Raw genomic sequence first — 12,338 nt, 5'->3', positions numbered from 1 at the left:
ACGACTATTGACTTGGACGCATAAATTCTTGATGGATTTGCTTAAAGCTAAGTGTTTTAATACAGTGTGGTGAGACTAGATCACTTTAGGTGGCGTACAAGATTAAAAAGACACCAATCATAATGCCTGTAAGAGGCACTAATTTTTTACGCTTATTTTGTTCCTTAAAAATTAAACCACCGACAACCACAGCAATTAGAATCTGACTTCGTTTTACGGCAGACAACAACATAATTAAAGCATCAGGATCTTGCAAAGCTTTAAAGTAGAAGTAATCTGCAGCGACTAACAACACACCAACAGCAATAATGGTCCAACGAAACGTGAAGGCTTTTCGTTTTTCTGGAAAAGGAAACCAGGTTATGGATAAAATAATAAATAGTATTAAAACGGTATAAAAGCAAAACCAAAATTGTAAGGTTTGCGGAGTTAAAGATAAATTCTGAATTAAAAACTTATCATACAAACCACTTGAAGCACCTAAAAACGTAGCGGCAATAATAGCAAGAATCCATTTGTTGCGTTTAAAGATGATGCCTTCTTTCTTGCCGATTTTTGAATATAATAACACCGAAAATATGATAAGAAAGAAACCAAGCCACTGAAATGTATTAGGTTGCTCTTGGTAAATTAAAATCGCACCGATAAAGGTGAAAAACGGCCCAGCAGATCGAATAGGAGTTACAATAGTTATAGGCAAATGCTTTAAGGCCTGATAAGCCAATATCCATGAACTTGCCATGATAGCTGATTTTATTGCAATAAATCCATGAACTTGCCACGATATCTCTGAAATATACAACTGCATTTTTATAAGTTGTTCTTCAAAAAAAATAGAACCTAAATACAGCGGTAATAGCACTAAAAAACCGGAAAAAACAGTACCAAAAAGCACAGGAAACACCTCATTGCCTTGTACGGCATGTTTTTTACATAAGTTGTGTAAGCCTAGGAAAAGGGCGGCTAATAAGCCTAAATAAATCCACATATCGGATACGATTTAGAAGTAGTTTATTGTTGCGAAGAAGTCAATGTTAATTTAATTAAACGTGTGACGGATCTCTCCGGTTGCAGATGCTTTTAGTAACAGATTGAATTGTTTTATGCTGTCGAAATTTTGAGTGATGGCCTCAGAAACCGCAATCCCAGAAATACCAGTTTCTAAAATAGCAGTGACATCATCTGTGGTAATATGACCACAACCTATAATTGGCGTTTCTGATATTAATGCATTATTAATAGCGGTATAGCCTTCTATACCTAAAGTGATAGTTGAACTATCTTTCGTTGATGTTCTAAAAGGTTCTAACGTAATATAATCGATGCCTTTAGCAAGTAATGCTTCACAATCTTCTAAGGTGTTTGCTGTGGCACCAATAATTTGCCAGGTATGTAAATGTGGTCTGATTTCAGTAGGGCATAGGTCTGATTTTTCTAAATGTACACCTTCGGCTTTTACGGCTTTAGCTATTTTATAATTCCCATTGATGATTAATCGGGTTTGAAAATGAAACGTGATATCTCTAGCCGCTTTGGCAATCTCTAAATATTTAGCCTCCGGAACATCAGTTAAATGCAATTGTACTAACTCGATACCTGATGTACATGCACTTTGAATATTTTTAAGGTGATCTTCAGGAGTGTTTCCTTGAGATATGTAATGTAATTTAGATATAATCATGTTATGGTATCTTAATAATAAGCCTGCTCATTAAATGCGGCGCAAAAATACAAATGTTTAGTGGTGTAGATCAATAATTTTGAATTGAAATAGGACTAAAACAAAAAGCCTATAAAAAATTTATAGGCATATGAAATTTCTAAAATTTCAATATCAAACTTTTACCAGCTTTTTCCCTGTAACGTCGAAATAAATAGGCTGGTTTAATTTGAAGAGTTCTGTTTTTAATACTATAGCTTGGATCAAAAGGTATATTGCTTTTAGTCTGCTGAAGCTCCAGAAGCTGCTATATTTTGTAAGGCTTGAGAAATCGTTGTTAGGGTTTCGTCATTAGTATCAATATCATGTCTTTCAGCTATATAAAAGGGATCGTTGTATAAAATTTTCACCTCTCCGTTGCTGCCTTCATAAACTAACATTTTTTGAGGTAATTCTAAGGCTGTTGTTTTTGACGCTGACATCAATGGTGTTCCTAATTCCGGATTTCCGAAAATTATAAGTTTAGCAGGCATCAAATCCATATTAACACTTTGGGCATTGGCTTGGTGATCTAATTCTGCCATTATAGTAATATTTTCTAAACCGTTTAAAGTTGATATAATCGAATTATAAGTGCTGTCGAAATCGGTAGTACTTGTTACGGACATAATTCCATCAGTTTGTTGGGAATTTACAGCATTTAAAATCACTTCTTTAGTGGTTGCAGTGCTTACGATATTTGAAAGTGCATCTGCAATCATAGTTGTAGTTGATAAATTTCCCAAATTATGCCTATTAATTATATAATCTATAGAATTATATGTAACAACGGTATCTCCATCTTCATCTCTATAAACCGTAATTCGCTGAGGAAGATCTAATCCGGCTTCAATATTATTCTGCATCACGGGAGTTCCTAAAGCCGGATTTCCAAAATATACTGTTTTTGTAAAATCTAAAGATAAGCCAACATTTTGTGCGTTTTCAGAGTGGTTGACTTCTGCAACAATACCAATATTATCATTAGAGTTTAAATTAGAAATAATAGTGGTATATATGTCAGCAGGTGCATCGCTGGTTTCTACATATCCAATACCAGCTGTGTCTGGTGTATTGTTAATTAGATACCGCTCGTTGTCATTATTATCTTTACAGGCTGAGACTAATAATAATGCGCTGAATAAGATTGAAGTTAATGTTTTTGGTTTCATGTTTTTTGCTTTACTGTTTTCTTTGTACCCAATATATTCAAGAACAATCACTATTATTATCGCAATACATTTTAAAATTGACTATAATCAAACTGATGTCATGCTATCCCTAAAAATAACTTTTTATAGTAAAAGCATCCCTGGTTTAAAAATAAAAAAGCCTGCAAACATTACGTTATACAGGCTTCTCGCTATTAATCAACTTAGGGAATTGATTATTTTAATGTTTCTAATAATTTTTCTGCAACTAACTCTGACGATGCAGGATTTTGCCCAGTAATAAGGTTACCATCTTGTACGGCATAAGGCGCCCATTGGTCGGCATTTGAATATAAAGCTCCGTTTTCAATAAGCATATCTTCTAATAATAACGGCACAACTTCTGTTAAACCCACTGCAGCTTCTTCAGAATTAGAAAAACCAGTCACTTGTTTACCTTTTACTAAGGCTGAACCGTCTTCATTTTTCACGTCTTTTAAAACTGCTGGTGCATGACAAACAAAAGCAATAGGTTTATTTTGGCGATCGAACTTTTCAATTAATGCTACTGAATTAGCATCATTAGTTAAATCCCATAAAGGACCATGACCTCCTGGATAAAATACAGCATCAAAATCATCTGGATTCATAGCTGCTAAAACTTTAGTGTTTGCTATTTTATTTTTGGCTTCTGCGTCCTTATTAAAACGTTCAGTAGCTTCAGTTGCTGCATCTGGTGAATCACTACTTGGATCTATTGGTGCAGCACCTCCTTTAGGGGTTGCTATTGTTATAGCCGCGCCTTTATCTAATAAGGTGTAATAAGGACTTGCGAATTCTTCAACCCAAAATCCTGTTTTTTTTCCTGTATCTCCTAATTTATCGTGAGATGTTAATACAAATAATACCTTCATTTTCTTTTCTGTTTTTAATTCTTTTTTTGGTTCTGAAACGGTTTCAGAAGACGTATGGCCTTTACAGTTAAAGGCTGTAATTACCGCGAATATAACAACGATACGTTTTAGTGTTTTCATAGTTAAGTACCTAATGTCAGCTTCAACATTTAAAAAGTGTTCTCAAGACATCCCGACATAAAAGTCGGGACATTCAAACTAACATGTTGTTTAAAATTAGTAAGCCATTTTTACAATTTTTTCTACTTTATCTGGAGACAATGATTGATGCTCACCTAAGGTTTTCCATCCACGATCCGTAAAACGTTTTGCTATTTCTTCAGCTGTACCTTCATAATCTTCTGTATACTCCGATAGTTTCGTCTTAATACCTAATTCATGGAAAAATTCAGTTGTTTTTTCAATAGCCGCATACGCTTTATCGTCTATGCTACCTTCGGTTATATTCCAAACACGTTCTGCGTATTGTGCTAATTTTTCCTTTTTTGCTTCAAAATTAAATTTGTAATGGCTTGGTGCAATTATGGCCAAAGTACGCGCGTGATCTATTCCAAATAACGCCGTTAACTCATGTCCCATCGCATGCACAGCCCAATCCGTAGGCACTCCTTTTTGGATTAATCCGTTTAAGGCCATCGTACAACTCCACATAAAATTAGACGCTGCTTTATAATCTGTTGGGTCTTTTAATACTTTTGGAGCCACTTCAATAATGGTTTGTAAAATGCTTTCAGCAAAACGATCTTGCAACAGCGCTCCAATTGGATACGTCATATATTGCTCTAAAACATGGGTGAATGAATCCATTAATCCATTGGCCAATTGACGTTCTGGAATAGAGGTAATCACTTGAGGGTCTAATATGGAGAACTCAGGAAATAATCCTGGCCCTCCCATAGCTAATTTTTCTTTGGTTTCTGCTCTTGTAATAACCGAACCTGAATTCATTTCAGAACCAGTTGCTGGCAAGGTTAAAATCGTTCCAAAAGGCATTCCTTTTTCAGTTCTAATGTTTTGGGTCAAAATATCCCAAGGAGTATCACCTTCATATAAAGCTGCAGCTGATAAAAATTTAGTCCCATCAATGACAGACCCACCACCAACGGCTAATAAATACGTAATATTTTCGTCTTTTATTACTTTTAAAGCCTCTAGTAATTTAGCGTATTCTGGATTTGCCGGAATACCGCCAAACTCTACAACATCTACTTTAGACAAAGCTGTTTTTACCTGATCGTAAATACCATTTTTCTTAATACTTCCTCCGCCGTAAAGCAATAATACTTTAGCGTCTTTAGGGATTTCGTTTTCTAGTTTTTCTATCGTGTCCTTTCCAAAAATGATTTTGGTAGGGTTTTTAAATTCAAAATTGTTCATGTTCTTTTTCTTTTTAATATTATAATTCAACAACCATTTTTCCTTTGTTCTTACCTTCAAATAAATCGATAAAAGCATTTGGGATATTATCGAAACCTTTTACTATGGTTTCTGAATATTTAAGTTTGTCTTCAGCTAACCAAGTGGATAGGTTTTTCATAGCTTCAGGAAATTTATCTGTATAATTAGAAACAATAAAGCCTTGCATTAAAGCACTATTTTTGACTAAGAACGGTTGTACGCTTAAACTTTTTGGTGCTTCTGTGTTATTATACACCGAAATCGCTCCACATACAATAATTCGTGCTAATCTATTAATGTTAACTAATACAGCATCTGAGATCGGTCCACCGACATTATCAAAATAGATATCTACGCCATTTGGTGCCGCTTCTGCAATGGCAGCTTTCATATCTTTTGTTGTCTTATAATTGATGCCAGCATCAAAACCGAACTTATTTTTAAGAAGCTCTATTTTTTCATCTGTACCTGCAATACCAATAACCTTAAGTCCAAGTATTTTTCCAATTTGTCCTACAACAGAACCCACAGCACCAGCTGCTCCAGATACGACTAAGGTTTCTCCTGCTTTAGGTTTTCCGATTTGAGTTAATCCTGTGTAAGCTGTTAAACCTGTCATACCAAGAATACCTAAATAGGCAGATAATGGAGCTTTAGACGGATCTACTTTTGTGAGTCCTTCGCCATGTGAAACTTGTTGTGTTTGCCAATTTAACATCCCAGAAACATAATCTCCGGATGCAAATTTTTCATTTTTAGATTCAAGTACTTTTGCAACGACACCAGACTGAATCGGTTTATTGAGTTGAAATGGTGGCACATAAGATTTTGCATCACTCATTCGTCCTCTTAAATAAGGATCTACAGAAACATATTTGGTTTCTAATAGTAATTCTCCTTTAGCTAATGCGGTATCAATTTCCTCTGATATAAATTCGAAATCTGATATTGAAGGCTTTCCTTCTGGTCTATTTTTTAATAAAATGGTCTTTGTCATAATTTAATGTTTTTAGTCAATTACTGATACTAGTTCTTCCATTGGTTTTCTCACTTTTACAAGGTTTACTAACCAATCTTTATCTTCTTTTCTGTAGCCAAGTGGTAATAATACGGCGCTACGTAAGCCTTTTTCTCTTAACCCTAAAATTTCATCTACAGCGGCGGGATCAAAACCTTCGATTGGAGTGGCATCAACACCTTCAAAAGCAGCAGCTGCTAAGGCTTGTGAAAAAGCGATATAGGCTTGTTTGGCAGCGTGATTAAAATTTTCTTCGGCATCTTTTTGAGGATACGAGCTCAATAACATTTGTCGATAATTTTCCCAACCTTCATTTTTAAAACCACGGATTTCATTGGTTAAATCGAACATGTAATTAATTCGATCTTCCGTATACGTATCCCAAGCTGCAAAGACGAGTAGGTGAGAGCAGTCTGTGATTACCGATTGGTTCCAAGCAACTGGTTTAATTTTTTCTTTAACATCTTGATTTTTAATCATGATAATTTCAAATGGTTGTAAACCGCTTGATGTTGGTGCTAAACGTGCTGCTTCTAAAATGCGTTCTATTTTATCTTCTGCTACTTTTTCACCATTCATGGCTTTAGCCGCATATCTCCAATTTAATTTATCTAATAATTCCATATGATTTTTTTACTTAATTGTTTTTGAAATTTGTTTTATTTCGTCTGAAGTCAAAATGACTTCAGCACGAATTGAATTCTTTGCTAAGTTAATCATAGCTTGAGCAATGTCTTCTGGTTCAATAATTTTATATTGCTTCAACTTTCCTATAAATAAGGGTTGAATAATCCTAAATATAGCTAGACCTATGTTTTCCAATAGTCGACTTTCTTTACGATTACCACCAATTAGTGAGGGTCTTAAAATAAAAGTGTTTTTTATATGTTGTGCTAATACAGCGTCTTCCATTTCGCCTTTCGTTTTATTATAAAAAACCTTACTGTTTTTATTAGCTCCCATTGCTGAGATCACTAAAAACGTATTTATATTATTTTCCTTGGCGAGCTTTGCAGCTGTTACAGGAATTCCATAATCAATCTTTTTATATAGATTTTTATCTGGAGTTTTCTTCGCTGTTGTACCAATACAACAATAAACTTCATCGGCTATAAATTGCGACTTGAAATCTTCTAACGTTAAAAGGTCACCTATAAATTGCGTGACATTACTAGGTAGGTTTTCAATTTTAGAACGCGAAAACAATAGGATATGACCATAACTATCATCATCAATTAATTTTTGAAGCAATAGGCTCCCGGTTAAACCAGTTGCGCCTAATATGATGGCTGTCTTTTTCATGTTAATGACACATTTTGATACTGCTCCAAGCCGATTGGTAAGCATCATTTAATTGCGATTGATCTAATTTTAGAACACCTCTTTTTTCCGACATCATTAAAAATGAAAGTGGATTAATAGAGTAGGCGTACAACATGTAGTTGGTCATTGGTTTTATAATACCTTCTTTTTTTCCGCGTTCCCACAGATCGAGTAGTGGCTGTAGGTGTTTTATACCTTCCTGTCTACTTTCCTCATCTATTATGGGAGTATTATCACACTGTGCTAAAAACATAGCATGCTCGCATTCGTTGAGTTTAAAATCAGCGATACGTTTCCAAATTAATTCAAATCCCGCTTCAATTGGCATATTAGGCTCAAAATTGGCGAAAGCATAGTTGGTATACTCAGCCTTAACATCTATATAAGTTTGATTCACTAAATCTTGTTTGTTTTCGAAGTATAAGTAAATCGTTGCTGGTGACACCTTAGCCATTTTAGCAATTTTACTCATTGGTGTCGCATGAAATCCGTTGTTGTTAACCAATTCTATGGTTGCCTTAACCAGTGCATTACGTTTGTCTATACTTTTCTGAAGTTTTGCCATTGTGTTTAATTCTGATACAAACATACGATAAAAATGAACGTTCATTCTTTTTTTAACAAAGGTTTATACTTCTCAGATTTTAAAAAATTTAAATGCGCTTAAAGTAATGCGTCTAAGCGCTCAGCTAGGGGATAATTGGAGAATTAATTTTACTTATAGTAGTAACCGGTACAATTACCCAGTTTAAAAAATACTCATTTCTGAATGTGTTGTCACTTCTTCAAGTAATTTCATCGCTTTACAAGAATTACCATGTTCGTTAAGCAATGGACTCCAAACGGCTATGGTATAATTATCTGGATATAACGCCACAATACCACCACCAACACCACTTTTACCAGGTAACCCAACTCTAAAGGCAAACTCTCCCGATTCATCATAGAAACCACATGTTAACATTAAGGCATTGATTCGTTTAGATTTATTTACGGTAATAATTGGTTTTCCATCTGATACTTTACAACCATCATTCGCTAAAAACATAAAAGTGTGTGAAAGTTGCTGGCATGTCATTTCAAGCGAACACATATCAAAATAAAAGTCGAGGACGTCATCAGGATCGTTTTTAATATTTCCTAAGGACTTTATAAAATTACACAGCGCGACGTTTCTAAAGCCTGTACGTTTCTCAGAATCTGCTATTTTATCGGAGTAGGTGAGGTTTGGTAAATCGCTTAAATCGCGTACAAAATGAAGAAATGCTTCTTTTGCATTATCCAATTGCGAAATTAATATATCGCAAATCACAATGGCACCAGAGTTTATAAACGGATTACGAGGAACTCCTTTATAGGTTTCTAGCAACAATAAAGAGTCGAATTTAGTACCCGATGGTTCCACATCTACACGTTCCCAAAGCGTCTCACCAACTAACTTGTAGGCTAAGGTTAGTGACAATACTTTAGCGATACTTTGTATTGAAAATTTCTCTATATGATCGCCGATTCCTAAACTTGTACCATCTAAACAAGTCATATGAGCACCAAATTTTGACGGCGCTACATGGGCTAATTCAGGAATGTAGGTCGCTATTTTACCATCATTGTCCTTTTGTTGAATTTCATGATAGGCGTTTTCTAGAATATTTTTATAGCTGAAGTTCATCTCGTTATATTACGATATTAATGTAATAATAAGAAAATATATTTATGTAAAGCAAATAAATAGTAAAAAGCACCTGTCATTTTTTCAATTTTTACTGTGCTACAAATAAATCTTAATTACTTTGTTTATATTGTGATAATTTAAGTTCTTGCGCGATTAAATTTTTTAATAAAATGGATAACCTAATAACGTTTTCAATCACTGTATTTACGGGTTTTTTTGCTATTACTAACCCCATCTCAAACATGACTGTTTTTTTATCACTTACACAGGGAGACGATAGAAAAACCAAGCAGGACATTAACAAGCGTGCTAATATAATTGCCTTTATTATAGTAACCGTATTCATTCTTCTTGGTAAGTTTATATTCGAATTATTCAATATCAGTATTCCAGCATTTAAAATCACAGGAGGCATATTAATTTTTTTCATAGGTTTTGAGATGTTACAGTCTAAAAAATCTAATGTAAAAAACATAAAAAATGTAGATGAAGACGAAAACATAGCGATCTCTCCACTTGCTATTCCAATTTTAGCAGGACCAGGAACTATTGTTACGGCAATGAATTTTGTTGCCAATGTCGAGCCTTTAAAAATATTTTTAGTGATTGCCATTTTTGGGTCTATGAGCATCATTACGTATTTCACGTTTAGCTTAAGTAGTTATGTGGTTAAAATTGTTGGAAATAATGTCATCTCTGTAATAGGTAAACTCATGGGTTTAATCATCGCCATTATTGGTACAGGTATGGTGATTCAAGGGATTAAGATTTCGTTTAGTTTAATGTCATAAAAGTAATTATGCCTAGTATTTACTCGCGATAAAAATCGAAGTATTTCGTTAATGCTCATCTACTCACCTACTAATCGTTCAATTTATTTTTTCATTAATTATATTTAATATTTAAGGATTTCTATTTATTTTTCGTCTACATTCGAAAATAACCACATATTGACGCCGCTGTAAATCTCCACAATAGAAGCAGAGCACAATATTAATACCTTAAATATATTATGACTGGAAGCTTACTTTTTGAAGCTATAATGTTATTAGCAGCAGCTGTAATATGTGTGTCTATTGCCAAGCGACTAGGTCTAAGTTCTGTATTAGGTTACCTATTCGCAGGCATTTTAATTGGTCCGTATCTATTAGGAGTTATTGGAGAAGAAGGCCAAGACATTATGCATTTTGCTGAGTTTGGAGTGGTGATTATGCTATTCTTAATCGGTCTAGAAATTGAACCCAAGAATTTTTGGAACATGCGTAAGACTATTTTAGGTATGGGAGGCATTCAAGTCGCCGCTACAATGCTCTTGTCTTATGTATGCTTTACCTCATTTGGTTACGACTCTATAGTGGCGCTTGTCATTTCCATGGCTGTTGCTTTATCTTCTACAGCTATTGTACTACAAACTATTAAAGAAAAAGGCTTAATGGCCACAACATCTGGAACTTCTGCCTTTTCTATTTTATTGTTTCAAGATATTATTGTCATTTTTATGATTGGTGCTATTCCGTTATTATCGGCATCAGCATCAGAAAACGTATCATCGCATAATAATCATGGCGAACAGGTGAATCTGTTAGATAGTTTACCAATAGGATTGCAAACGCTTGCCATTATACTGTCTGTAGCTTTAATTATTGTCGCAGGTCGTTATTTAATTGTGCCAATGTTACGTAAAGTCGTGAAATCTGGAGTTAGAGAGCTTCTAATCGCAGCCGCATTTTTAATCGTTTTTGGAATTTCATTTTTAATGGAATATGTAGGGTTGAGTCCGGCTTTAGGAGCGTTTTTAGGTGGAGTCGTGCTATCAAATAGTGAATTTAAACACGAATTAGAAAGTACCTTAGAACCCTTTAAAAACCTTATGTTAGGTTTGTTCTTTTTAGCTGTTGGTGCATCTATTAACTTTATTGTTATTGCGAACAGCCCATTAACCATTGGAGGTATTTTAATTGCCGTTATCGCTATAAAAGCATTTGTGTTATTTATTACAGGCCTCATTTTTAAACTAAAAATTGATCAAAATTTAATACTAACCTTCAGTTTATCACAAGTTGGAGAGTTTGCTTTTGTTGTCTTATCCTTTGCGTTTCAATCTAACATTCTAGAACAAGAACAATTAGATATAATGCTTGTTATTACAGCCTTAACTATGGCCATTACACCAATTATTGGGATGATTAACGAGCGACTAATCTTACCGCGAATAGGCACAAAAGAATCTGTTGAAAGACCAATGGATACAGACCATAAAAAAGATGGAAAAATTATACTAGTGGGGTTTGGCAGTTTTGGAAATACCGTTGGTCGCTTTTTAAGATCGCACGATGTGGAAGCTACAATATTAGATCACGACTCCAATCGGGTTGATTTTTTAAGAAAAATGGGATTCGAAGTGTATTATGGAGATGCCACACGTCTCGATTTATTAGAATCTGCAGGAATTGCAAATGCTAAAATTTTAATTTGTGCTATTGACAATCCAGATGCAGCGTATCAAATTACCAAACGCGTAAAAGAAAAATATCCACATGTAGAACTCATGATTAGAGCAAGAAATAGATATGATGCCTATGAATTAGTCAATTTAGGTATCGATAATATTTATCGCGAAACCTTAGAAACGTCTCTAACAATGGCTACTGATGTACTCACTAAAGTCGGATTTAAAAAAGAAGCTTTAAAGAAACAAGTTGAAAATTTTATTAAATACGACGAAGAAAGCTTAAGACGTTTAGCTAGTGAGCCTAATCGTGATGCCAACTATATTTTTAAAGCCAAGCAAGAATTAGAACAACAAGAAAAACTGCTGAACGAAGATTTTAAAAGAGATCATCCGCAATAAGATTGAGCTAGTTTTAATCCGTTGATCGCATTAGCTTAACATAATATTCACGGTTTTTTAGTTGAAATTCTTTAACTTGAAGAATTAAAACATTTAATCCGTTAATTAAAGAACATGCTAACAACATATACCAAATTACTTGCACAAATACCCTCAGGAACACCAAATCCAGGGCAAAACTCAGGGATCGATTTTTCAAGTCCGTTTGATGTGATCGTTTTTATTGTGTTACCTATATTACTTATTATCAGTTACTTTGTTTGGAGAAAGAAAAAGTAACATAGTACCACAGAGAACACTTGTAATTACTGC

At 34.3% G+C, this 12,338-nt stretch carries 13 protein-coding genes; 3 read left to right on the top strand and 10 right to left on the bottom strand.

What is annotated here, in order from left to right; genetic code table 11:
• Window positions 1–85 precede the first annotated feature (85 nt).
• The 10 genes from ITJ86_RS12000 to ITJ86_RS11955 form a co-directional block, all read right to left on the bottom strand.
• Window positions 86–988, bottom strand: a complete 903-nt coding sequence (locus ITJ86_RS12000; RefSeq protein ID WP_195871887.1) for an EamA family transporter — start codon at window positions 986–988, stop codon at window positions 86–88.
• Between the two features lie 51 nt (window positions 989–1,039).
• On the bottom strand, window positions 1,040–1,681 hold the full coding sequence (locus ITJ86_RS11995; RefSeq protein ID WP_195871886.1) for a thiamine phosphate synthase: 642 nt from the start codon (window positions 1,679–1,681) through the stop codon (window positions 1,040–1,042).
• 260 nt (window positions 1,682–1,941) lie between these two features.
• Window positions 1,942–2,871 carry a DUF302 domain-containing protein gene (locus ITJ86_RS11990; protein WP_195871885.1) on the bottom strand — a complete coding sequence of 310 codons (930 nt, stop codon included), beginning with the start codon at window positions 2,869–2,871 and terminating at the stop codon, window positions 1,942–1,944.
• A 215-nt stretch (window positions 2,872–3,086) separates the two neighbouring features.
• On the bottom strand, window positions 3,087–3,884 hold the full coding sequence (locus tag ITJ86_RS11985) for a type 1 glutamine amidotransferase domain-containing protein (RefSeq protein WP_195871884.1): 798 nt from the start codon (window positions 3,882–3,884) through the stop codon (window positions 3,087–3,089).
• A gap of 96 nt (window positions 3,885–3,980) precedes the next feature.
• The gene (locus ITJ86_RS11980) at window positions 3,981–5,141 is read right to left on the bottom strand and encodes an iron-containing alcohol dehydrogenase (RefSeq protein WP_195871883.1); all 1,161 of its coding nucleotides are present in this window, start codon (window positions 5,139–5,141) and stop codon (window positions 3,981–3,983) included.
• Between the two features lie 19 nt (window positions 5,142–5,160).
• A complete protein-coding gene (locus tag ITJ86_RS11975; RefSeq protein ID WP_195871882.1) occupies window positions 5,161–6,159 on the bottom strand; it encodes an NADP-dependent oxidoreductase in 999 nt (332 codons plus the stop codon).
• Between the two features lie 12 nt (window positions 6,160–6,171).
• Window positions 6,172–6,804, bottom strand: a complete 633-nt coding sequence (locus tag ITJ86_RS11970) for an NAD(P)H-dependent oxidoreductase (protein WP_195871881.1) — start codon at window positions 6,802–6,804, stop codon at window positions 6,172–6,174.
• Window positions 6,805–6,813: 9 nt separating this feature from the next.
• Window positions 6,814–7,482, bottom strand: a complete 669-nt coding sequence (locus ITJ86_RS11965) for an NAD(P)H-binding protein (protein ID WP_195871880.1) — start codon at window positions 7,480–7,482, stop codon at window positions 6,814–6,816.
• A 1-nt stretch (window position 7,483) separates the two neighbouring features.
• Window positions 7,484–8,068, bottom strand: coding sequence for a TetR/AcrR family transcriptional regulator (locus tag ITJ86_RS11960; protein WP_195871962.1), 585 nt, complete (start codon window positions 8,066–8,068; stop codon window positions 7,484–7,486).
• Between the two features lie 183 nt (window positions 8,069–8,251).
• Window positions 8,252–9,172, bottom strand: coding sequence for a glutaminase (locus tag ITJ86_RS11955; RefSeq protein WP_195871879.1), 921 nt, complete (start codon window positions 9,170–9,172; stop codon window positions 8,252–8,254).
• A gap of 173 nt (window positions 9,173–9,345) precedes the next feature.
• Here ITJ86_RS11955 and ITJ86_RS11950 point away from each other — a divergent pair, with 173 nt between their 5' ends.
• The 3 genes from ITJ86_RS11950 to ITJ86_RS11940 all read left to right on the top strand — a co-directional run bounded on the left by ITJ86_RS11950 (window position 9,346) and on the right by ITJ86_RS11940 (window position 12,305).
• Window positions 9,346–9,966, top strand: coding sequence for a MarC family protein (locus ITJ86_RS11950; RefSeq protein ID WP_195871878.1), 621 nt, complete (start codon window positions 9,346–9,348; stop codon window positions 9,964–9,966).
• Window positions 9,967–10,187: 221 nt separating this feature from the next.
• Window positions 10,188–12,026, top strand: coding sequence for a cation:proton antiporter domain-containing protein (locus ITJ86_RS11945; RefSeq protein WP_195871877.1), 1,839 nt, complete (start codon window positions 10,188–10,190; stop codon window positions 12,024–12,026).
• A 114-nt stretch (window positions 12,027–12,140) separates the two neighbouring features.
• Complete coding sequence (locus ITJ86_RS11940) at window positions 12,141–12,305, top strand: adenylosuccinate synthetase (RefSeq protein WP_195871876.1); 165 nt, start codon at window positions 12,141–12,143, stop codon at window positions 12,303–12,305.
• Window positions 12,306–12,338 lie beyond the last annotated feature (33 nt).

Source organism: Winogradskyella marina (assembly GCF_015645385.1).
Lineage (GTDB): Bacteria > Bacteroidota > Bacteroidia > Flavobacteriales > Flavobacteriaceae > Winogradskyella > Winogradskyella marina.
Note: the sequence above shows the minus strand (reverse complement) of the source record. Positions and strands in the feature narration are given on the sequence as shown.